Origin of the sequence: Ensifer sp. NM-2, from assembly GCF_003024455.1 — a bacterium.
Taxonomy (GTDB): Bacteria; Pseudomonadota; Alphaproteobacteria; order Rhizobiales; family Rhizobiaceae; genus Ensifer; species Ensifer canadensis.
This window is the reverse complement of record NZ_PVZR01000002.1, coordinates 43,571-65,004: the sequence shown is the minus strand read 5'-3', so window position 1 is coordinate 65,004 and position 21,434 is coordinate 43,571. Positions and strand designations below refer to the sequence as shown.

The 21,434-nt window shown below is 60.7% G+C and carries 19 protein-coding genes; 15 read left to right on the top strand and 4 right to left on the bottom strand.

Going from position 1 to position 21,434, the window contains the following annotated elements:
* The first annotated feature begins 11 nt into the window (after positions 1-11).
* Together C6558_RS05545 and C6558_RS05540 are read left to right on the top strand one after the other, a co-directional pair.
* A complete protein-coding gene (locus tag C6558_RS05545) occupies positions 12-1,187 on the top strand; it encodes a putative 2-aminoethylphosphonate ABC transporter ATP-binding protein (RefSeq protein ID WP_057207260.1) in 1,176 nt (391 codons plus the stop codon).
* A gap of 2 nt (positions 1,188-1,189) precedes the next feature.
* Positions 1,190-3,196, top strand: coding sequence for a putative 2-aminoethylphosphonate ABC transporter permease subunit (locus C6558_RS05540; RefSeq protein WP_107026930.1), 2,007 nt, complete (start codon positions 1,190-1,192; stop codon positions 3,194-3,196).
* A gap of 78 nt (positions 3,197-3,274) precedes the next feature.
* Here the strand turns inward: C6558_RS05540 and C6558_RS05535 are convergent, their stop codons facing one another.
* The gene (locus C6558_RS05535) at positions 3,275-4,324 is read right to left on the bottom strand and encodes a GlxA family transcriptional regulator (RefSeq protein ID WP_107026929.1); all 1,050 of its coding nucleotides are present in this window, start codon (positions 4,322-4,324) and stop codon (positions 3,275-3,277) included.
* A gap of 213 nt (positions 4,325-4,537) precedes the next feature.
* Between C6558_RS05535 and C6558_RS05530 the strand changes: the two genes are divergently transcribed.
* From C6558_RS05530 to C6558_RS05500, 7 genes are all read left to right on the top strand, one after another.
* A complete protein-coding gene (locus C6558_RS05530; RefSeq protein WP_057207335.1) occupies positions 4,538-5,320 on the top strand; it encodes a DeoR/GlpR family DNA-binding transcription regulator in 783 nt (260 codons plus the stop codon).
* A gap of 83 nt (positions 5,321-5,403) precedes the next feature.
* The gene (locus tag C6558_RS05525) at positions 5,404-7,854 is read left to right on the top strand and encodes an FAD-dependent oxidoreductase (protein WP_107026928.1); all 2,451 of its coding nucleotides are present in this window, start codon (positions 5,404-5,406) and stop codon (positions 7,852-7,854) included.
* A gap of 294 nt (positions 7,855-8,148) precedes the next feature.
* On the top strand, positions 8,149-8,382 hold the full coding sequence (locus C6558_RS05520) for an AbrB/MazE/SpoVT family DNA-binding domain-containing protein (RefSeq protein ID WP_107026927.1): 234 nt from the start codon (positions 8,149-8,151) through the stop codon (positions 8,380-8,382).
* Positions 8,379-8,789, top strand: a complete 411-nt coding sequence (locus C6558_RS05515; RefSeq protein WP_107026926.1) for a type II toxin-antitoxin system VapC family toxin — start codon at positions 8,379-8,381, stop codon at positions 8,787-8,789. The genes C6558_RS05520 and C6558_RS05515 overlap by 4 nt, the downstream gene beginning before the upstream one ends.
* A 671-nt stretch (positions 8,790-9,460) precedes the next feature.
* Positions 9,461-10,300: a polyphosphate kinase 2 gene (gene ppk2, locus C6558_RS05510; RefSeq protein ID WP_057207266.1), complete on the top strand. Its 840-nt coding sequence runs from the start codon at positions 9,461-9,463 to the stop codon at positions 10,298-10,300.
* Between the two features lie 69 nt (positions 10,301-10,369).
* A complete protein-coding gene (locus C6558_RS05505) occupies positions 10,370-10,870 on the top strand; it encodes a hypothetical protein (RefSeq protein WP_371412234.1) in 501 nt (166 codons plus the stop codon).
* A 73-nt stretch (positions 10,871-10,943) separates the two neighbouring features.
* Positions 10,944-12,110, top strand: coding sequence for an AI-2E family transporter (locus C6558_RS05500; RefSeq protein ID WP_107026925.1), 1,167 nt, complete (start codon positions 10,944-10,946; stop codon positions 12,108-12,110).
* Positions 12,111-12,301: 191 nt separating this feature from the next.
* On the opposite strand, the gene C6558_RS05495 is transcribed toward C6558_RS05500, so the two are convergent.
* From C6558_RS05495 to C6558_RS05485, 3 genes are all read right to left on the bottom strand, one after another.
* The gene (locus tag C6558_RS05495; protein ID WP_025430141.1) at positions 12,302-12,535 is read right to left on the bottom strand and encodes a BrnA antitoxin family protein; all 234 of its coding nucleotides are present in this window, start codon (positions 12,533-12,535) and stop codon (positions 12,302-12,304) included.
* 372 nt (positions 12,536-12,907) lie between these two features.
* Positions 12,908-13,585, bottom strand: coding sequence for a phosphoribosylanthranilate isomerase (locus tag C6558_RS05490; RefSeq protein WP_057207268.1), 678 nt, complete (start codon positions 13,583-13,585; stop codon positions 12,908-12,910).
* 19 nt (positions 13,586-13,604) lie between these two features.
* On the bottom strand, positions 13,605-14,462 hold the full coding sequence (locus C6558_RS05485; protein ID WP_107026923.1) for a MurR/RpiR family transcriptional regulator: 858 nt from the start codon (positions 14,460-14,462) through the stop codon (positions 13,605-13,607).
* A 148-nt stretch (positions 14,463-14,610) separates the two neighbouring features.
* Here C6558_RS05485 and C6558_RS05480 point away from each other — a divergent pair, with 148 nt between their 5' ends.
* The 6 genes from C6558_RS05480 to C6558_RS05455 all read left to right on the top strand — a co-directional run bounded on the left by C6558_RS05480 (position 14,611) and on the right by C6558_RS05455 (position 21,422).
* Positions 14,611-15,864 (top strand): ABC transporter substrate-binding protein, encoded by a 1,254-nt coding sequence (locus tag C6558_RS05480; RefSeq protein ID WP_107026922.1) that lies wholly within the window; start codon positions 14,611-14,613, stop codon positions 15,862-15,864.
* Between the two features lie 73 nt (positions 15,865-15,937).
* A complete protein-coding gene (locus tag C6558_RS05475) occupies positions 15,938-16,840 on the top strand; it encodes a carbohydrate ABC transporter permease (protein ID WP_025430138.1) in 903 nt (300 codons plus the stop codon).
* 3 nt (positions 16,841-16,843) lie between these two features.
* Positions 16,844-17,680, top strand: a complete 837-nt coding sequence (locus C6558_RS05470; protein WP_025430137.1) for a carbohydrate ABC transporter permease — start codon at positions 16,844-16,846, stop codon at positions 17,678-17,680.
* Between the two features lie 47 nt (positions 17,681-17,727).
* Positions 17,728-18,930, top strand: coding sequence for a PLP-dependent aspartate aminotransferase family protein (locus tag C6558_RS05465; protein ID WP_025430136.1), 1,203 nt, complete (start codon positions 17,728-17,730; stop codon positions 18,928-18,930).
* 10 nt (positions 18,931-18,940) lie between these two features.
* Entirely contained in the window at positions 18,941-19,927 is a 987-nt protein-coding gene (locus C6558_RS05460) for a carbohydrate kinase family protein (RefSeq protein WP_057207269.1), read from the top strand.
* Positions 19,928-20,315: 388 nt separating this feature from the next.
* Positions 20,316-21,422: a polyamine ABC transporter substrate-binding protein gene (locus C6558_RS05455; RefSeq protein WP_199196976.1), complete on the top strand. Its 1,107-nt coding sequence runs from the start codon at positions 20,316-20,318 to the stop codon at positions 21,420-21,422.
* Positions 21,423-21,434 lie beyond the last annotated feature (12 nt).

The following is a 21,434-nucleotide window of genomic DNA, read 5'->3' as shown; positions in this document are numbered from 1 at the left end:
GGAGCTTGCAGATGAGACATGCCATGTCGATCGAACCGACACCCACGAGCATTCCCCGCGCCTCTGACCAGGAGACCACACCGTCATCCCCCTGTCTCGAAATCCGCGATCTCTGGAAGAGCTATGGCGATTTCACGGCGCTGCGCGACATCTCGCTCGATATCGGCAAGGGTGAATTCGTCTGTTTCCTCGGCCCGTCGGGCTGCGGCAAGACGACCCTTTTGCGGGCGATCGCCGGCCTCGATCTGCAGACACGCGGCGTCATTCGGCAGGATGGCCGCGACATTTCGGTTCTGCCCGCGTCGAAGCGCGACTACGGCATCGTCTTCCAGTCCTATGCGCTCTTTCCCAACCTCACCATCGAGCAGAACATTGCCTTCGGCCTGGAAAACACCGGCCGCTCGAAGGCGGACGTCGCGGCACGTGTTGCCGAACTGCTTGAAACAGTTGGGCTTTCGGCGCAGGCCAAGAAATATCCCGCCCAGCTTTCCGGCGGACAGCAGCAGCGCATCGCTCTTGCCCGCGCCATCGCCATATCCCCTGGGCTGCTTCTGCTCGACGAACCGCTGTCTGCCCTCGACGCCAAGGTGCGCGTTCATCTGCGCCATGAGATCAAGTCGCTGCAAAGGAAGCTCGGTGTCACGACCATCATGGTCACGCACGATCAGGAAGAAGCGCTCGCCATGGCCGACCGGATCGTCGTGATGAACCACGGCGTCATCGAACAGGTCGGATCGCCGACCGAAATCTACCGCCATCCCAAGACCCTGTTCGTTGCCGACTTCATCGGCGAGACCAACCAGTTCCAGGCAAAGGTCCTGCCGGATGGTCAGGTCGAGATCGGGAATTCCGCCTTCTGTTGTCCAACGGATGGCTTTGCCGTCGGGGATCCGACCACGGCGGTGGTCCGCCCTGTCGATATCATCCCGCACGGCGCCGACGCACACGCGGTCCATTCGCTCGATCGGCCGGCGACGCCGCAGAATCTGATCGATGCCGAAGTGCACGAGATGGAGTTCCTCGGCATGTTCTGGCGGACGCGGCTGACCGCGCCGCGGCTCGGAGATAGGCCCCTCGTCGCCGATTTCTCGGTCAATGCGGTGCGCCGGCTGCGCATCGAAACGGGCGGGGTCATCCAGGTCGAGATACCGCGGGAACGCCTATTGCTCTATCCGAGGGGCATCTGACAATGAGCATAACGATCGACTACGCCCCACCGGGCAAAAGACTGCGCCAGCAGGCCTCGCGCGACGACCTCGTCAAACTCGGCTTCATGGCCGTCATCGGGCTCTACCTGATCGTCGCACTGGGCGCGCCGCTTTTCGTCATGCTGTCGAAGTCGATGTCAACCTACCGCTTCGATCTCGCTACCTTCGAATTTCACGTGAGCGACGAGACGGGGAAGAATTGGGCGACGGCAGTCACTGCGGATGCGCTCAACCGGGAACTCGGCGTTGTCACCGAGAAGGACCTGGCCACAAATTCGGACGGCCGCCTGGCCGCTACGAAATTCTTCCCGCAGTTCAATTTTCGCAGCCCCGTCCATTACCGCATTCGTGGGATGACGGACGATACGGCGTTTCTCGCCGGCTCCACGCTGGAGAAGGGCACCGAGTGGCGCGAATATGATTCCGCCACCTTCCGCCGGGTTGTGTTGCGCCCGGCCGGCACCATCGGCGTCGAAAACTTCAAGACCTATTTCTCGACGCCGGCGCTCGCCCGTTCGATCTACAACTCGGTTCTGATGGCGTCGATCAGCACGGTGGTGACGGTTTCGATCGCGTTTGCGCTCGCCTATGCATTGACGCGCAGTTGCATGCCGCTCAAGGGGCTGTTCCGGGGCATCCTCACGATACCGATCCTCGTGCCGTCGCTCTTGCCCGGCATTGCGCTGGTCTATCTCTTCGGCAATCAGGGTGTCTTCAAGGACTGGCTGCTGGGCTATTCCATCTACGGTCCGATCGGCATCGTCATCGGCTCGGTGTTCTTCACGCTGCCGCATGCCTTCCTCATCATCCTGACCGCCTTGTCCGTCGCCGATGCGCGCCACTATGAGGCCGCGGCGTCGCTCAGGGCCAGCAAATGGCGCACTTTCACCACCGTGACGGTGCCCGGCGCGCGCTATGGTCTGGTGTCGGCCGCCTTCGTGGTCTTCACCCTTGTCATCACCGATTTCGGACTGCCCAAGGTGATCGGCGGGCAATACGGCATGCTGGCAGTCGATATCTACAAGCAGGTGATTGGCCAGCAGAATTTCGAGATGGGTGCTGTCGTCTCGGTCATTCTTCTGGTGCCGGCGGTGCTCGCTTTTGCCGTCGACCGCAGGATGCAGAAGCGCCAGGTGGCGCTGCTGTCGGCGCGGGCGGTGCCCTATGCGCCGAAGCGCAATGTCCGCATGGACGGCTTCTGCTTTGCCTTCTCGTGCCTCGTCAGCCTGTACATTCTCGGCATGATCGCCATGTGTCAGATCGCGGCACTGGTGAAGTTCTGGCCCTACGACTTGACGTTGACGACGAAGAATTTCGCCTTCGACCTGATGGATGGCGGCGGTTGGGCGGCCTATGCCAATTCGATCAAGCTCGCCTTGCTGACGGCATTCTTCGGCTCGGTGATCGTCTTTGCCGGCGCCTACATGGTCGAGAAGGCCGACGGGTTCCGCTTCGGTAGGGGCGTCTTTCATTTCCTCGCCATGATGCCGATGGCCGTGCCGGGCATGGTGCTGGGCCTGGCCTATATCTTCTTCTTCAACAACCCGGCCAATCCACTCAGCTCCATTTACGGCACGATGACGATCCTCGTCGTCTGCACGGTGACGCACTTCTACACTGTGGCGCATTTGACGGCGCTGACCGCGCTAAAGCAGATGGATCCGGAATTCGAATCCGTCGGGGCGTCGCTCAAGCAGCCCTTCCACCGGCTGTTCTTCCGGGTCACTTTGCCGGTCTGCCTGCCGGCGATCCTCAACATCGGCATCTATCTCTTCGTCAACGCCATGACGACGGTTTCCGCCGTGGTCTTTCTCTATTCAACCGACACCAAGCTTGCGTCGGTCGCCGTGCTCAACATGGATGATGCCGGCGACATCGCGCCGGCTGCGGCCATGGGCATGATGATCTTCTACACCAATGTCGTCGCCAAGCTCATCCATGCGGGGGTCACACGCGGGCTACTCGCGCGCACGCAGGCGTGGCGGTAGGCCTTACGGTGTCGGGACAGGGTGGCGTTCGGCTGCCGGGCTTCTCCCTTGGCAATGGGCTGAGGCCCCGCCGGTCGCCTAGGCGACCTTCATGTCGGGCAGCACACGACCAGGCTCTCCTGAGGTCGATCGCGAAGGCCGGCGGTGCGCCAGGTCTGCCAGGCGCGTGCGCTGCGGCGTACAGCCGTAGGTCTCCCTGTAGGTCCGGGAGAAATGCGAGGCCGAGGAAAATCCGCATGCCACGGCGATCTCGAAGACGGGAAGCGATGAATTGACGAGAAGCAGGTGCGCGCGCTCCAGCCGCAGCTGGAGATAGTAGCGCTTGGGGGAGCGCCCCATCTCGCGCCGAAACAGGCGTTCTATCTGACGGCGCGACAATCCAGTCGTGGGAGTTATGTGGGCAAGTTTCAATGGATCGGCGAGGTTCGCCTCCATCTGCTCGATGATGTCGATCAGCAGACGGTTATCGATGCCGACGCGGGTCTGAAGCGGCAGCCGCTGGCGCTCTCCGGCGCTGCGGACCCGTTCCGATAGAGCCAGCTCGCAAACGCGATTTGCTACGTCCCGTCCGAGATCATCTTCGACAATGCGCAGGAACATGTCGAACGGGGCATTGCCGCCGGCGCAGGTATAGAGGTCGCTGTCGATCTCGAAGGCCGTCTGGCGGGCTTTCGTCGTGAAGAACCGTTCGGAGAAGTCCGGAAAGTGCTCCCAATGCACGGCGCAGCGACGCCCATCGAGCACGCCGGCCCGTGCCAGGCTGTAGAGGCCGCCTGCGAGTCCAGCGATGGCAATGCTTCCCCGCCGGGACAGCCGCAGCCAGCCTTCGGCCTTTCCGTCGGCAGGGGGAATGGCGCGGCCGCCGCAGACTACGATCATGTGGGGACGCTCAGGTTGTTGCAGCCCGTCCCGCTCAGAGGTGAGCGCTGCGTCGGCCATCAAGCGCATGCCGCAGCTTGACAGCGCAGGCTGGCCGTCGCGTGTCACGGTACGCCAACAATAGTGAGGCCTGCCCAGGACATCATTGGCGAGGCGAAGCGCTTCAAGCGCGGAGGTGAATGCGTGCTGCGTGAAGCCGTCGAGCAGGTAGAAGGTAAATCGACGGCCTTGTGTGCATGCCTGTTGCACTGCCTGCCTCCCTTTGCGTCAATGAGTGCTTGAGATCAAGATGCAAAGAAGAGTTACATTATGCAACATAAATAGACATCTTTCATGCGTGATTATGCGCGGGCCCGTGGTTTGATGCGCTTCAGACCGGGAGAATGAAGGCGAAGTTGGGTTGCGGTGACGCGTTTTGCGACGCGTCTTGTCAAAACACCAAAAATGATCGCAGATATCCGCATGTCAGATACTCAAAGCGCTCGTGCCCTTGCTCCCCGCCGTCATGGCGAAATCCTCCGCCGTCTAGCCGCCGATGGCACGGTCAGCATCACCGAGCTTGCCGATTTTTTCGATGTGTCGCGCCAGACGATCCGTCGTGACTTGAAACACCTGGCGGAGCGAGGCCAACTTGATCTCGTTCACGGCGGCGCGACGCTGTTCGAGCCGACCGAGGCCGCCTTCACGGAGAGGCGTGGTGAGAATGCTGCGGCGAAGGCATCGATTGGCAGGGCTGCAGCGGGTCTCGTGCGCGACGGCATGGTCGTGTTTCTCGATTCCGGCACGACGACGCTTGCGGTGGCCCATGCCCTGTCAGAGCGAAAAAACCTAACGATTTGTACGACTTCCCTTTCGATAGCGCTGCAGATGTGTCGCCAGCCGCTGGTGCGGGTGCATATGCTTGGTGGTGAGATCGATCCGGCAGAGGAGGCGGCTGTCGGCATCGATGCACTTGAGGCGATCAGCCATTTCCGGGTGGATGTGGCTTTCCTCGGCGGCGGCGGATTGTCGCCGGACGGTGAGGTGACTGACTTTACCCGCAATGGTGCCGAGCAGCGCTCGCGCATGATCGCGATGGCAGCGAAGGCCTACTTCATTCTCGATAGCTCGAAGTTCGGCCGGCTGACGCCGCTGCGCATTCCGCGCTTCGAATTGGCAGCCGGGGTAATCGTCGATGCGCGACCGCCGCAGGCGATCTGCGAAGCGCTGGAGCGCCGAGGTCCAGGCCTGATTGTCGCGACGTAATGTAATATTTTGTAACTTATTGTCTTGTTATTTGCTCTTCCGTTGTTATGGTGTGGCCTTCCATGGCTTCGGGAGGCTGTTTCATGGCTCAGAATTTTCCAACGCAGGCACAGGTCGTCATCATCGGCGGCGGCATTATCGGCTGTTCGGTCGCCTATCACCTCACCAAGCTCGGCTGGACGGACGTCGTGCTCTTGGAGCAAGGGCAATTGAGCGGCGGCACCACCTGGCACGCAGCCGGCCTTGTCGGCCAGCTGCGCAGCCATGCGAACATGACCAGCCTGATCAAATATTCGACGCAGCTCTATAGCGAGCTGGAGGCTGAAACCGGGCTCGCCACCGGCTGGAAGAATTGCGGCTCCGTTTCCGTCGCTCGATCGGCCGACCGTATGACGGTGCTGAAGCGCACGGCCGCGTCAGCCCGCGCGCAGGGCGTCGCCATCGAGGTGATTTCGCCGAAAGAGGCCCAGGATCTCTGGCCGGTGATGGCCATCGACGACCTGGTGGGCGCCGTCTGGCTGCCGGGTGACGGCAAGGCCAATCCGACCGATCTGACGCAGTCGCTCGCGAAGGGCGCGCGCAATCGGGACGCGCGCATCATCGAGCGTGTGCGCGTCACCGGCATTGTCACTGCCGATGGCGCGGTTACCGGTGTGGAAACGGATCAAGGGACGATCGCCGCCGAGATCGTCGTCAATTGCGCCGGCCAGTGGGCGCGCAAGGTCGGGCTGATGTGCGGCGTGTCGGTGCCGCTGCATTCGGCCGAACACATGTACATTGTAACCGGCAGGATTGAAGGCGTTCACCCGGATCTGCCGGTCATGCGCGACCCCGATGGCTACATCTACTTCAAGGAAGAGGTGGGTGGCCTGGTCATGGGCGGTTTCGAGCCGGAAGCAAAACCGTGGGGCATGGCGGGCATTCCGGATGATTTCGAATTCGCCTTGCTTCCTGACGACTGGGACCAGTTCGAAATCCTGATGCAAAGCGCCCTGCAACGGGTGCCGCAACTGGCGACATCAGAGGTGAAGAAGTTCTATAACGGTCCTGAAAGCTTCACGCCCGACAACAACTTCATGCTCGGCGAGGCGCCGGAACTGAAGAACTTCTACGTCGGCGCGGGCTTCAACTCGATGGGCATTGCGAGCGCCGGTGGCGCCGGGCGTGCGCTGGCGGAATGGATCGTCAACGGCGCGCCGACCATGGACCTCTGGCCGGTCGACATCCGTCGCTTTGCAAACTTCAACAACAATCCGCGCTGGCTGCATGACCGCGTCAAGGAGACGCTCGGGCTGCACTATGCCATGCCCTGGCCCAATCGCGAGCTGGACACGGCGCGACCTTTCCGCCGCTCAGCCCTCTATGATCGGCTTGCGGCAAAGGGCGCCTGCTTCGGCTCGAAAATGGGCTGGGAGCGTGCCAACTGGTTTGCGGCCGAGGGCGAAAAGCCGGTCACGGACTATGCCTTCGGCCGGCAGAACTGGCACGAGGCGGTAAAGCGCGAGATGAAGGCAACGCGCGAGGCGGCCGGCATCTTCGACCAGACCTCCTTCGCCAAGCTTCTTGTCCAGGGGCGCGATGCTGCAGCAGCACTCAACCGCATCTGCGCCGCCGATATCGACGTTGCGATCGGTCGTTCCGTCTATACCGGGCTCCTCAATGTGCGCGGCGGCTATGAAAGCGACCTGACCGTGCTGCGGCTGGCGGCGGACCGCTTCCTCCTCATCACCGGTTCGGCGCAGCCGGTGCACGACGCCGACTGGATCCGCAAGAACCTGCCGGCCGAAGCGCATGTGACGCTGACTGACGTCACCTCTGCCTACGCGGTTCTGGCGCTCATGGGTCCGCGCGCGCGGGATATCCTGTCCCGGTTGACATCAGCCGATCTCTCCAATACCGCCTTTCCCTTCGCGACGATCCGGGAGATCGATATCGGCTATGCCACGGCCTATGCCAACCGCATGACCTATGTCGGTGAACTCGGCTGGGAACTGATTGTGCCGACGGAGTTCGCCGTCGGCGTCTATGAGGCGCTGCACGAGGTCGGGCGTGATTTCGGGTTGAGCGATTGCGGCTACTATGCGCTCGAGGCGCTCCGGCTGGAAAAGGGCTATCGCGCCTGGAGCCGCGAGCTGACGCCGGATGTCAACCCTTACGAGGCGGGCCTTGCTTTCGCGCTCTCGCTCGACAAGCCGGACGGCTTTCTCGGCCGTGACGCGTTGATCGCCGCAAAGGGGAAGGGGGTGCCCACGCGGCGCATCGTGCAGTTCACCGTCGATGATCCGTCGCCGATGTTATGGGGCGGTGAGCTGGTTCTTCGCGATGGCAAGTCCGTCGGCGAAGTCCGTTCGGCGGCCTACGGCCACACGCTCGGCCGCTCCGTCGCCCTTGGCCTGATCGAACATTCCTCTGGCGTCAGCAAGGAATTCCTGGAGGGCGGGAGATTCGAAGTCGAGCTTGCTGGTGACCGGTTCTCCGTGACCGCGCATCTGTCCCCGGCCTATGATCCAAAGGGTTTGCGCGTCAAGGCGTAAGGATATTCGCGGGTGAGCGGTTTCCCGATCATCCGCGAGCGATTTTGTTTGAAAACCGTGCACAGTGTTGCTGCACTCCGGAATGCGTATCGACTTGAACGCGTATACCCGCCACCGCCTCGGCGTCTGGATAATCCACGCACCTCACCGGGCTGAGATTGTGTGTCCCATTGCGTCGGCCGACCTTTAGCCTGAGGAGGCGTGTCGCAACCAGACACTGTGCGGCCGCTCCTCTTGAAAGCCGGGCTGCGAAGTAATACCTTGATGAAACCATTCCTTACAACGGTACCGACAATGACCACGACAGTTACAGCCAAGGGGCAGGTTACGATCCCGAAGGCAGTGCGCGACCTCTTGGGTATCGTGCCTGGAAGCAAGGTTGATTTCCAGCGCGCCCCGGATGGAAGCATCGTGCTGGTACATGCGGCCAAGAAGCAGCAGCCCAGCCGCTTCTCGAAGCTGCGAGGGCACGCCGGTAAAGGGCTGGATACTGACGCGATCATGGCCCTGACGCGTGGCGAACCGTGATACTTGTCGACACGAATGTTCTTCTCGACGTTGTCACCGACGATCCGACATGGGCTGATTGGTCCATAACCCAGCTCGAAAACGCAAGTCTTCGTGGGAAACTGTGGATCAACGACATCGTCTATGCCGAGCTTTCCGTTCGCTACGACCGTATCGAAGATGTCGAAACGTTCGTCGACCAGGCAGGCTTGGAACTGACATCGGTGCCTCGCGAAGCTCTCTTTCTGGCTAGCAAGGTCTTTACCCGATATCGCAAGGCGGGTGGGACGAGGACCGGCGTGCTCCCCGACTTTTTCATCGGCGCGCACGCGGCCGTCAGCGGCTTGCCGTTGCTGACGCGTGATGTCGGCCGCTATCGGACCTATTTCCCCACTTTGACGTTGATCGCGCCGCATTTGCCGACGTAGAGACGCGGCGCGCTCCGCTTCAAAATGGGCGCGCCGGGCAAGCCGTCGCGATTATTGGAACTGGATGCCGTGGGTGCGCTCTGAATGGTCCGTGTTGGCACAGAGGCTCCCGCATCACCATGTCCGACACGGCAATAACTTCCGGTCAAAGGTGCCGCCAAAGTGTTCCGGCTTGGAGCGACGTGGATCGTTAATGATAGGCATTATTGTCCGGACAAAACATTCGCATATGCATAGATAATAATGTAGCCTGACGTTGTGCGGCACGAGCGCAAACACGCGGCGAGCATACCGGCGGTGTTGGCTCGTGCGCCCTCCTTAAGACTTTGGGGGGAAGAACATGGATTTTGGCATTGAAGGCGGCTCGGAGGCGGCTTGCGCGACAACGCCGACCGACGCTGAATTAGAAACACAGCTTACCCGTATGCAATCAAGCCCCGAATTCGATGCCCCGGACCGGGTGCGGAACCCTCAACTCGTGTCGTTGAGGAAACCCGCACAGGCAAGGGCGAGCGCAGCAAGTCTTATTCGGTCGCCAAGAAGGCTTTCGGGCAGGACGCGTTCCATTGACGCGCGAACTGATCCCTTCGTGTGCGCCTGTTGAGCCGGGCAAACGACGTGCTTTCGACAAGGCAATAAATCGAAGGGTGGAGAAACGTGAGGACAAAGAAATGGACGACATAACCGATAGGCCCATTGAGGCACAAAGTGAAAAAAAAACGAAGAAAGAGGCGCGCCGTTACGAAAAGCGCCTCGTAAAGTTGCAGGTCGAGTTGTCGCATCTGCAGTCCTGGGTGCAAAAGTCAGGAGCACGTATCGTCATCATCTTCGAGGGACGTGATGCCGCCGGCAAGGGGGGCGTCATCAAGCGCATAACCCAGTGGGTGAGCCCACGGGTCTTCCGTGTGGTCGCCCTGCCTGCACCCACGGACCGGGAGAAGTCCCAGATGTACATGCAGCGCTACATTGCTCATCTGCCTGCCGCCGGGGAAGTCGTGATCTTCGACCGCAGCTGGTACAACAGGCCGGGGGTCGAGCGCGTCATGGGGTTCTGTACGGAAAAGAAGGCGCGACACTTTCTCGAGGCGCTGCCGCGGTTTGAAGCGGCGATCGTCGAGAATGGCGTCACTTTGCTGAAGTATTTCCTGACAGTGAGCGAGGATGAGCAAGAGCGTCGCTTCCGCCGCCGTATCGATGACCCGTTGAGGCAATGGAAACTGAGCCCAATGGATCTGGAATCCTATCGCCGCTGGTGGGATTATACGCGTGCCTATGACGAGATGATCCGGATGACGGATAGCCAACTCGCGCCTTGGTGGATTGTTCCCTCGGACAATAAAAAGCGCGCGCGCATCAACTGCATCTCGCACATCCTCAAATCGATACCCTACGAGCGCGTGAAGTTCGAAGAACCCGAGCTCGGTAAGCGTCAGAAGCGGCCGTCGGGCTTTATTGAAGACACGAGCCCGCGTAATGTGGTGCCGGATATCCAGGGATCCGCCGGTCACTAGAAATGCAGGCAACGACGGAGCGATGGTGCTGGGACGCCTGCATTCCCCGTTCGATGCCTGAACCACTCGATGAGCGAACAATCTGTTGGAGATAAAGCGATGAGTGCGGAAAAAGATACAGGACAGCCCGCCGCCATTCCGACCGCGGCCGATCTGCGCAAGAACTTGCTCGAAAAACAGCTCGCCGCAATGGAACGCGACGACAAGATCAGGGATCGGGAGCGTGAGGAACGCGCGAAGTTCGCCGATGAATTCTTCAAGGATCACGTCGGCGAAGCGGAGCGGGCAATCATCCGCAAGGTGGTCATGCGGGCTGTTGCAGATGGAAAGATGGAGGCGCTCGTCTACACGTTTCCCTCCGATTTCTGCACCGACAACGGCAGGGCAATCAACAATGCCGATCCGCAATGGCCCGAGACGCTGCAGGGCAAGGCCAAGGAACTGTACGATCGATTTAAAGCTGCCGCGCAACCTCAGGGCTACAAGCTGAAGGCAATGGTGGTCACGTTCCCTGGAGGGATACCCGGGGATATCGGCTTCTTCCTGAACTGGGAAGCGCCAATAGCTTAGCTCGAAATGGTGGCAGGGCAGGATCTAACTGCCTTGCCATATGTTCGTCCTACGAGGGGGCGGGGGCGCTGTCATGGATGACGATCGACTTGGTAAAAGCAATAGTTTAGCGCCTGCTCCGGTGGCGACGGCCTCAATCGAAACACGGATCACGGACCTCGTCCGGTTCGGTATTGTTGGGCTGTTTGCCTATTGGTCGCTGACGCTAGTGGTACCCTTTGCCATTATCGGCATATGGGCCGCTATCCTGGCAGTCGCGCAGTATCCGCTTTATCGCAGGCTTGAAAAAATGCTTGGTGGTCGCGGAAAGCTCGCGGCCGTGCTCATTACGCTGGTGAACCTTTCCCTCATTATCGGCCCATTGTCGGCTCTCATCTTCGGCTCGCTCGACGGCGCGCAAGTGGTGTACGAAAAGCTCAAGGGTAGCGAGGCAATCATGCCGGCGCCGCCAGAGGCCGTTCGGAACTGGCCCATCATCGGAGAGCGGATCTACAATGCCTGGAGTCTTGCTTCAAACAATCTGGCGGCCGCCCTTAACCGGTTCCAACCGGCACTGCTGCAAGCCGGCAGCAAGGCCATCGGCGTTCTTGCCAGCATCGGGTTGGGATTTGTAGGTTTCATTGCGTCGGTGATTGTCACCGGCTTTCTGTTTCGCCCTGGCTTGAAGATCTCCGAGTTCTTGAATGTGTTTGCGCACAGGATCGCCGGAGAGCGAGGGCAAGGGTTCGTACGTCTTGCAACCGCCACGATCCGAAACGTCGCAAGGGGCGTCATCGGCGTGGCCTTCATTCAGACGATATTGTGCGCGTTGGTTCTGAAGCTCTTCGCGGTGCCCGCAGCCGGGTTGATCGCGTTTGTCGTGATGATCCTGTGTATCGTGCAAATCGGGCCGTTTCCTGTTTTCCTGCCCCTGATCGTGTGGGGATGGATGACAATGGAGTTCCAGTCAGCCTTGCTCATGACGCTTCTCCTCGTTCCGATCGCGTTGATCGACAACATTATGAAGCCCATTCTGGTCGCTCGTGGCCTTTCCACACCAATGCTCGTCATCCTGGTCGGGGTGCTCGGCGGCACGCTTGCCTATGGATTGATCGGCCTGTTTCTGGGCCCGATTGTGCTCAGCGTCTTTTATGACCTTCTTGCCGTCTGGATCCGTTCAGACAGGATAACTGCGCAGCCAGATCAGCGCCCTGCCCGGCAAAGCGGCGAAGTCGTTTCTGACACCGGCATTCAAGGCTAGCCTATGATGCCGTTGGCGCCGTCGCGCTCCCCTCGCTATTTGGGCATCCGGCTACCCGAAGCGCCTTCGCGGACGGGCGATGCCTTTCCAAAGGCACCGGGGGGCAGCAATAGCGCGCAGCGATGAGTGAGAGATCTGCGGTTCGATGACGCTCAAGGCGCGCGAAATTACGCCGCGTTCAGCGCCGACGATCAAACTGACGGTTTCATGGCGGCGCGCAAGGTATCGTTGATACGATCCTGCCAACCGGGCCCGTCCGCCTGGAAATGGGCGAGCACATCGCTGTCGATCTTCAGCGATACGAGTTCCTTGGTGTTCGGGATCGCAGGTCTTTCGACCGCGGGAGCTGCCACCTTCTTCGCCGGCCTGAACAGCGCCTCGGCGGCATCTTTTGGATTGGATGGTCTTCGTGGTGTCGTCGCCATGGTCGCTTCCTTTCGTGGCTGATGGGGTCCTGTCGTCCCGCTCGTTCAACCAAGCGATACATTGCTTCAGTAACAGGCGGCAGACCGGCACGCCACTGAAACAGACCCATATGCGCGTGACCCGCCGTATTCTATCCGTTTCGATGGTCTTGCTGCAGCGGCGTGCCAAGCGTTCGAAATTGCAGCGGCCGGCCAGGGCGTTCCCCGCAAGGTTGGTCAATACAGTCGGGTGCCGGTCATCCTATTGCTCGGTGACAGCGGCGGATCGGTGGGCGCAGGTGGATGTGCTGCGATGCCGCGCCATTCTGCCGGGCCGGCCGGGGTGCTCGGGTTCGTCAAGCCATACCGGAAGATCGAGATGAAAGTATCATTTCAGGCGTGCTTGGCCGCAGCGACGAAGGCCGAAATCTTGTCGATGTCCTTGCGAAAGCCACCCTCGGCGAGGGGGCGGTTCGTATGGGTGAGTGAGTCCACCGCCCAGGGCCGGACAGCCTCGATCGCAGCTGCGACGTTCTCCGGCTTGAGGCCGCCCGCCAGGATCACCGGCCGTTTGCTGCGTTTTACGATCTCGCGGCTGAGCGACCAGTCATGGGTGACGCCGGCAGCGCCAATGCCGCCGATATGGGCAGCGACGGAATCCAGGATGAAGATGTCCGCAAACGGCTCGAAGCGCGCTGCGTGATCAAGCGCCTCCGGCCCGGTCATCGGTATGGCCTGGAGGATCTTCAGGTCGGGGTATTTTGCCAGCAGCTTCGTGCGCAACGTCTTGACGTGCTCAGGGGTCACGAGCTCGATGTCGCCACACAGATGCAGCACATCAGGCTGCACCGCGTCCACCATCTCGGCGATCGCCTCGAGATCACTCTCCACCGACAGCGCCACCCGTTGTGCCTTGCCCTTAAGGGCATCGGCGATCTCGCGCGCAGTGGCGAAACTGATCTCGCCGGGCAAGCCCCGGTTCGAAGGCGTGAGGCCGAGATAGTCGACGCCGACTTTCGCCGCAGCCAGGGCCTCGGCAACTGTCTGCATGGTATAGATTTGTGTTTTCAATGCCCTGCTCGTGTTTTGGCTAGATTGATTTCGGGAGGATCGCCTTGACCATGCGCTCCTCGGTGAGTTGAACCCGCTCGGCATTGCGTGCGGCAAAAACGGAATAGAGCGCATCGACCAATGTCATCTGCGCGATCTGCGCTGCCATCGGCTCGCTGCCCTGCTCATGCGAGACGCTGACGAGCACGACATCGGCGAGTCGCGCTAGCGGCGAGCTGCTATTTCCGGTGATGCAGAGCGTTGAGGCGCCGCGCGCCTTGGCTTCCTGCAGCACGAGAACCGGATCGCTTGTAATGCCGGAATAGGAAATGGCGACGGCGAGATCGCCCGGCCCAGTCAGCGCCGCATGCATGATCTGCAGTTGGGAATCGACTGGCGCATCGCATCGCAGTCCCAGCCGGATACAGCGTTGATAAAATGCCTGCGCGACGATGCCGGACCCGCCCACGCCGCCGACCAAAATGTGCTTGGCACCGGCCATCAGATCGATCGCCGCAGCCAGGGTCTTTTCATCGAGAACACCGAGCGTATCGGTCAGGGCCTGGCCAATTGCGCGAAACAATCGGCTTGCGGCCTGCAGGTCGCTTGTCTGCGGCTCGGACGACATTTCGGCTTGAACGATGCGCGGCTCCTGAGCCATCGCCAGCTTGAGATCGGTGAATCCCTCAAAGCCCGCGGTGCGGCACATGCGCAGCACGGTCGTATCACTGACATCCGTCGCCTGGGCGATTGCCGACATCGACTGGCGGATTGCGCTGTCGCTGTTGTCGAGCATCCAAAGCGCCACGCGCCGTTCGGAATCTGACAATTTCGGCAACACACTTCGCAGCCGGATGCTGGCCGGAATGCTGCTGTTGCCTCGCAAATCATTGACCATTGACGGGGCCTTTTTTCGGGTTGGCGGTGCGCCTTGGCGAAGAGGCTAGCATAGTCATGTTGTGGTGTCACTATAGACACGACTTATATGATGTGGCATCACTACATCAACGCGAGAAGATGCGCTGCTGGACTTCTGGGAGGATGTCATGGGACTGAAGCGTTTGTTGATTGCTGGTGCGGCCATGGTGCTGACCGCCCTTCCGGCCGCGGCCGGTGAGCTGTCCTTCTGGCACGCCTATGCGGGCCAACAGGACAAGGTCGACTTCATCAATTTCGCCCTGGACGAATTCGCCAAGGCGCATCCCGACATCAAGCTGGATGTCGTTGCGGCCGAACAGTCGGCCTATAAGACCAAGCTCAACACGGCCATGGCGTCGGGCAACCCGCCTGACGTATTCTACACGCTGCCCGGCGGCTTTCTGAATGCCTTCGTCAATGGCGGGCAGATGTACGCGCTCGACGCAGACCTTGCCAAGGACGGCTGGGGCGACAGTTTCCTCGAAAGCGCCCTCGCGCAGACAAGCAAGGATGGTCACGCCTACGCCGTTCCCGTCGATGTCGACTCCGTCGTCTTCTGGTACGACAAGGCGCTTTTTGCGGAAAACGGCTGGACGGTGCCGTCGAGCTACGATGAGCTTCTGGCATTGGCCGAGACGATCAAGGGCGCGGGCATTGTCCCGTTTGCGCTTGGCAACAAGGATGCCTGGCCGGCGACGTTCTGGTTCCAGTATCTCGAGATGCGTCTCAAGGGATCCGGCGTCGTTTCCGCCTTCGTCAACAAGGATGCCAAGGCCGCGCTCGGCGACGAGGCGACCAAGGCGCTGGAACATGTTGCCGCGCTTTCGAGCAAAGGCTATTTCCCGATCGGCTTCAACGGCATGGGCGACCAGGAAGCCAACATGCTCTTCCTCAACGGCCAGGCAGCCATGATGCTGAACGGGACCTGGCAGATCGGCGCGTCCGCCGATGCGCCCGAAGGCTTCGAACTCGGCTATTTCGCATTCCCGACAGTCAAGGACGGGGCTGGTGACCAGTCCGACGTCCTGGCCGGCGTCGCCGCCACCTTCGGCATTTCGCAGAAGGCGGAAAACAAGGCCGATGCCGTGACCTTGCTCAAGTTCCTGACGTCGAGCCAGGTCATGACGAAGTATGTCGAGCTTCGAAAGACGATGGTGACGGTGAAGGACGCAACGACCGAGGCAGCCGCAGGACCTGTCCTGTTCGATATCAGCGGCAAGCTGATGGCGAAGGCAGGCCACCTCGATCCCTTCTATGACACCGCCATGCCGCCGGCTGCGACCAACATCTACTACACGTCGCTCCAGGGTGTGCTTGACGGCTCGGTGCCGCCGGCCGATGCGGCCAAGCGCCTCGAGGATGCGCTGCGGACCGACAAGTAGTTGGCGCCAGCAACATGACCAGCTTGCGCGGCAAGCCGCTCGCCGCGCGAGCCCTCCATGGAGCCCAAGAACGATGAGTACCAACAAGGGCTTTGCCAACAGCCACAACAGAGCGGCGCTCCTGTTTCTGTCGCCTGCATTCCTGCTCATTGCAGCCTTCGTCGCCTATCCCGTCGTCTATGCCGGTTGGCTCTCGCTCTTCAGTTGGGACGGAGCGTCTGCGCCGGTATTTCAGGGAGCGGGCAATTTCGTCCGTCTTGCCGGCGACCCGATCTTCTGGCGGGCGCTTGGCCGCAACCTTCTCGTCGCGCTTTCGGCGATGGTCTTTCAGGTGTTTCTTGCGCTCTGCATCGCCTATTGCCTGGTGCGCATCGTGCCTGCGTTCAGCCGAATATTCCTGTTCTTTTATCTCGTGCCGGTGATGGTCAGCGAGATCTGCATCGGGCTGCTCTGGCGCTTCATGTACAATCCCTATTTCGGTCTGGTGAACGCGGCATTCGGTGCGCTTGGGCTGGATGGCCTGAAGCGCGGTTGGCTCGGCGAATCCGGCACGGCTTTCTCAGCCGTAGTGGTGGTGATGAGCTTCACCTATCTCGGCCTTTATGTCCTGCTATTCGTGGCGGCGGTCAGGAGTGTGCCCGAAAGCGTCTACGAGGCCGCCGAGATCGATGGGGCCGGCCATTTCACCAAGTTCTTCTCGATCACCATCCCCATGGTCGGCGACGCGGTTCGCGCCAATTCCCTGCTGGCGATCATCGGTTCGCTCAAGACCTTCTCGCTCGTCTTTGTGCTCACCAATGGCGGCCCGAACCACGCAAGCGAGGTGGTCTCCACCTACCTCTACAAGATGGGCTTCGGCAGTTTCGAGATGGGCTATGCGGCAACCATCGGCTTCACGCAGATGCTGCTGACGGCGGTCGGCGCGTGGCTCGTCTTCCGGTATCTGAAAAGAGCCGGCGTCGGCGGGAGAACTTGAGCCATGGCTGCCGTTCGCCGCTGGACAGTCACCAATACGGTGGTCCTCGTTCTCCTGACGCTGCATGTGCTTCTGGTTGTCTTCCCGTTCATCTGGATGATCTACAGCACCTTCAAGACCAACAAGGAGTTCATGCGCTCGGTCTGGTCTTTGCCCACGAGCTTCTCGCTTGACGCCTATGTCGGCGCCTGGAGCGGCGGCGCGCTTGGCGGCTACGCTGTCAACTCGCTGCTGATCATGGCCGGCGCGACGGTTCTCACCGTGGCGGTGTCAACCCTCGCCGGTTACGCGCTGGCAGTCTATCGGCCACGCTGGATGCCTGCCGTCGAACTCAGCCTGACGGCGGCCATGGCGATCCCCGCCTATGTCGCGCTCGTGCCCTTGGTGGTGATGCTTCGTGGCGCCGGACTGCTCGATACGCATATGGGTGTCGTGCTGCCGACTGCCGCCTTCAACGTACCGGTCACGATCTTCATCATGCAGGCCTTTTTCAACACGCTGCCGCGCGAACTCTTCGATGCGGCGCGCATGGATGGTGCTTCCGAGTGGTCCATCTTCGCCCGCGTCGCGCTGCCGATCGCGCGCCCGGCGATGTTCACCGCGGCGATCGTCAACATGATCTGGGTCTGGAACGATTTCCTGTTTCCGGTCGTCTTCATCAACAATCCGGCGCGCAAGACGTTGCCCGTGGGCCTCACGGATTTCGTCGGCGAGCACATCACCAATTATCCGGTGATGCTGGCGGCCATCCTGATCGCCGCCATCGCGCCGCTGGTTCTCTTCATCTTTTTCGAACGCCAGATCACCGCCGCTTTGCTCGGCGGTGCCGTCAAGGAATAGCCGTTAATGACCCGGCTCAAGTCCGGGTCCAATGCAGGAGAAGTTTCATGTCGCCTAAAGAGCTCGATTTTGCCAGCCGGGCAGTCTTCTACACGCCCGAAGAGCATTCCCAGTCGATCAGCTATCCGATCTACATGTCGGCGAATTTCCAGTATGGCGGCGACATCTACGACCAGATCGTCGCCGGTGCGCGCAAGGAAGTGAACATCTATTCGCGCTGCGGCAACCCGACCGAATACAAGTTCGAGGAACATATCGCCCAGCTAACAGGCGGCACGGCATGCCTGGCGACCGCTTCCGGAATGGCCGCGATCTCGCATGCGCTGTTCGGCATCCTGAAAGCGGGCGACCACATCGTTGCCGATCTCACCACCTATTCGAGCACGCACGAATTCTTCGATCACCGCGCTGGCGATTTCGGGCTGAAAGTGAGCCTTGTCGATTGCACCGATGTCCGAGCGGTCGAAAACGCGTTTACCGATGAGACCAAAGTTCTCTATGTCGAGGCGATCGCCAATCCAACCATGAAGGTGCCGCCGCTCAAAGCGCTGGTGGAGCTCGCCCATTCGCGCGGCATCGTGGTCATTTGCGACAACACCTTCGCGTCTCCGGCCGTTTGCCGGCCTCACGAATTCGGCGTCGACGTCGTGGTCGAAAGCGCCACCAAATTCATCGGCGGCCACAACGACGCGGTCGGCGGGGTGATCACGCTGAAGTCCGACATCCTGCCTGCGGATTGGCTGGAGGACGTCCGCTGGAATACGCTCAACAAGCTTGGCGCGCCGCTGTCGCCGTTCAATGCCTGGCTGTTGCTGCGCGGGGCACAGACGCTTGCGTTGCGCCTGGAAAAGCAGTGCGCCAATGCGCTTGCCCTTGCAAAACATCTTGAAGCGCATCCCAAGGTCAAACGTGTCTTCTATCCGGGGCTGCCCTCGCATCCGAACCATGCCTCGGCGAGCGAGCAGTTGCGCGGCGGTGGCGCCATGCTCTCCTTCTGCGTCGAAGACGAGGCTTCGGGCGTACGGCTCTTGAAGCGGCTGAAGCTCGGCTCGTTCGCGGCAAGCCTCGGCGGACTGCGCACCACGACGCAGATGCCGGCGACCATGGCCTTTCTCGATATTCCCAGCCAGGAGCGGGAGGCGATGGGCGTTGTCGATGGCCTGGTGCGCTTCTCGGTCGGTATCGAACATGTTGACGACATCATCGCCGACGTAGATCAGGCGATAGAACAAATGCATCTCGATCTCTAGGGTTTGCGCAATGGCAGCGATCGTCCTCCTTGGCGATATCAATATCGACCTCGTGCTTGATATCCCCGAGTATCCGCTCGAGGGAGGAGAGGCGATCGCAACGGCCCAGCGGCACATGCTGGGCGGCTCGGCCACAAATACCGCTATCGCGCTGTCACGCGCCGGCCACGACTGCCGGCTGATCGGGCGCGTGGGGCAAGATGCCTTGGGAGAGCAGGCGCTGTCGTGGCTCGAGGACATCGGTGTTTCGACGGCGTGGATCGGCCGGGACCCGTCTGAGCCGACGCAAACGAACATCGTGACCGTCGGCAAGAGCGGTGAGCGAACGATGTTTGCCTATCGCGGGGCCAACGCACACCTGTCCCCGGCATCGATCGTCGACGCCCCGTTCGAGGATGCAGCGCTCTTTCATCTCTCCGGCTACGCCTTGTTGCAAAACCCGCAATCCGACGCAGCATATAGAGCGATCGAGCTTGCGCAGCGGCACGGGATCCCCGTGACACTGGATATTCCGGCCGGTGTTGCGTTGTCGGTCGCGCCGCATGTGCGCAATCTGCTGCCGAAGCTCGATACCATCATGCTCGGCAGGGCCGATCTTGCACCGCTTGCGGGAGAAGGCTGCGAAATTCCTGTTGAAGAGGCGATCAAGTCCCTGTTGCGTCAGGGCGTGCGAAGGATCGCGCTCAAGCATGATGTCACGGGTTCGTCTCTCTACCAAAACTCCGGGGCTGAAAGCGCGCCGTGGTTTTCCGTCGCTACGGTCGACACGACAGGGGCAGGTGATGCCTTCGCGGCAGGACATATAATCGGGCGCGTGTCGGGATTGCCTGGATCCGAATGCTGCCGGCTTGCAAATGCGTTCGGCGCCGTTGCGGTGACCCGGCAGGGAGCAGGGTTGTCGATGCCCGCGCTGGAGGAAGTCATGAAGCTGATCTCCGTCAGTAACGGCAACAGACCTGGCATAGCGGGCTCCGACGAACAATTGGGACGACAGTAACTCTCGGCCCAAGTCCTGCAGGATTCACACCGAAACGGGCTGGCAGGCGTATGTCTCTGTTCGCTCGACGAGGCGCCCTTGCCCGTCACCTTTTCTGGCGGCTTCGGCCAATGACGCCGCTGGCGCAATGTCGCCGGCAACGCGCTCAAATCGGAGCCGCAGGCAATCTGTGCTTCGGCTGAAATCACTCCCTGCGTTCCTCTACACAGCATCAGGATCCGGCGCGACATAGTCGTGCTGAGCCCTTGGAAACATGGGCTTTTAAAGCTGAAGATCATGTGCAGCGGCATCGAACAGCCGCCCAGCCTAGCCAAAGGGAGTGTTGACCCATTGCGCCTGGCCCCGCAGTTTTTCCCGAAACGAAGGCCATTCTGCCTTGGGAGGGAACATGTCTGGTTCGTGCCGTTCGCTGATGCACTCGGTTGCCATCGCTTCGATCGCCTTGCTCTATGGGCAGGGGGGAGCGAGGGCCGATGAGAAGCTGTTTATCTATAACTTCTCCGACTATTTTGCCGAAGACACAGTTTCTAACTTCGCAAAGCGTAGCGGCGTGGACGCGCGTGTCGATTTCTTCGATTCGCTGGAGGTCCTGGAGACACGCTTGCTGGCAGGGGGAAGCGGTTTCGATGTTGCCTTTCCAAGCGCGACTGTCGGCGAGCGGCTCATCCAATCGGGTGCACTGAAGCCGATCGATGCTTCCAGTCTCAAAAACTATAAGAATCTGGACAAGGATCTCCTGAAGCTCGTTGCCGAACACGACCCGGGCAATCAGTACCTCGTCCCGTACATGTGGCTGACGACAGGGATTGCCTACAATCCGAAGCTCGTTGAGGAGCGGGTCGGCGACGCGCCGACGAACAGCCTCGACATGTTCTTCAAGCCGGAACTGGCGGCAAAGTTTCAGGACTGCGGCATCGGTATCGTCGATGCGCCGAACGAGGTGGTTCCGATCGCCCTGAACTATCTTGGCCTTGATCCTTATTCGACAAAACAGGAAGATCTCGACAAGGCCAAGGACCTGCTCCTGACGCTGCGGCCTTACATCCGGCACATGCAGAGCGGCCAACTGGTGGCGGACATGGCATCCGGCCAGCTGTGCCTGGCGATGATGTGGAGCGGTGACGCGGGCATTGCTGCAGCGCGCGCCGAGGAAGCCAACAACGGCATCGCGGTCAATTATTCAATCCCGAAGGAAGGCACGATCATCTCCGTCGATACCATGGCCGTGCCCGGCGATGCGCCCGATCCGGAGCAGGCACTGGCCTTCATCGACTACGTTCTCGAGCCGAAGACAGTCGCCGACATCAGCAATCACGTGTTCTACGCAAACGCCAATGCTGCAGCCACGCAACTGGTCGACGAGGCGATCCGCACGGACCCGAACGTCTATCCGCCCGCGGAAGTCCGCGCCAAGCTCTTCGTCGACAAGTCGCTGCCGCCACGCCAGGCGCGCGAGCGGACCCGGGTGTGGACTGCGTTTAGGGCCGGCAACTGAATGTCTTGCCTG

Bases quoted from the DNA above. Each gene is read 5' to 3' on its own strand.
- C6558_RS05545 (WP_057207260.1), top strand. From the start codon at position 12: ATGAGACATGCCATGTCGATCGAACCGACACCCACGAGCATTCCCCGC.
- C6558_RS05540 (WP_107026930.1), top strand. From the start codon at position 1,190: ATGAGCATAACGATCGACTACGCCCCACCGGGCAAAAGACTGCGCCAG.
- C6558_RS05530 (WP_057207335.1), top strand. From the start codon at position 4,538: ATGTCAGATACTCAAAGCGCTCGTGCCCTTGCTCCCCGCCGTCATGGC.
- C6558_RS05525 (WP_107026928.1), top strand. From the start codon at position 5,404: ATGGCTCAGAATTTTCCAACGCAGGCACAGGTCGTCATCATCGGCGGC.
- C6558_RS05520 (WP_107026927.1), top strand. From the start codon at position 8,149: ATGACCACGACAGTTACAGCCAAGGGGCAGGTTACGATCCCGAAGGCA.
- ppk2 (WP_057207266.1), top strand. From the start codon at position 9,461: ATGGACGACATAACCGATAGGCCCATTGAGGCACAAAGTGAAAAAAAA.
- C6558_RS05505 (WP_371412234.1), top strand. From the start codon at position 10,370: ATGAGCGAACAATCTGTTGGAGATAAAGCGATGAGTGCGGAAAAAGAT.
- C6558_RS05500 (WP_107026925.1), top strand. From the start codon at position 10,944: ATGGATGACGATCGACTTGGTAAAAGCAATAGTTTAGCGCCTGCTCCG.
- C6558_RS05495 (WP_025430141.1), bottom strand. From the start codon at position 12,535: ATGGCGACGACACCACGAAGACCATCCAATCCAAAAGATGCCGCCGAG.
- C6558_RS05485 (WP_107026923.1), bottom strand. From the start codon at position 14,462: ATGGTCAATGATTTGCGAGGCAACAGCAGCATTCCGGCCAGCATCCGG.
- C6558_RS05480 (WP_107026922.1), top strand. From the start codon at position 14,611: ATGGGACTGAAGCGTTTGTTGATTGCTGGTGCGGCCATGGTGCTGACC.
- C6558_RS05475 (WP_025430138.1), top strand. From the start codon at position 15,938: ATGAGTACCAACAAGGGCTTTGCCAACAGCCACAACAGAGCGGCGCTC.
- C6558_RS05470 (WP_025430137.1), top strand. From the start codon at position 16,844: ATGGCTGCCGTTCGCCGCTGGACAGTCACCAATACGGTGGTCCTCGTT.
- C6558_RS05465 (WP_025430136.1), top strand. From the start codon at position 17,728: ATGTCGCCTAAAGAGCTCGATTTTGCCAGCCGGGCAGTCTTCTACACG.
- C6558_RS05460 (WP_057207269.1), top strand. From the start codon at position 18,941: ATGGCAGCGATCGTCCTCCTTGGCGATATCAATATCGACCTCGTGCTT.
- C6558_RS05455 (WP_199196976.1), top strand. From the start codon at position 20,316: ATGTCTGGTTCGTGCCGTTCGCTGATGCACTCGGTTGCCATCGCTTCG.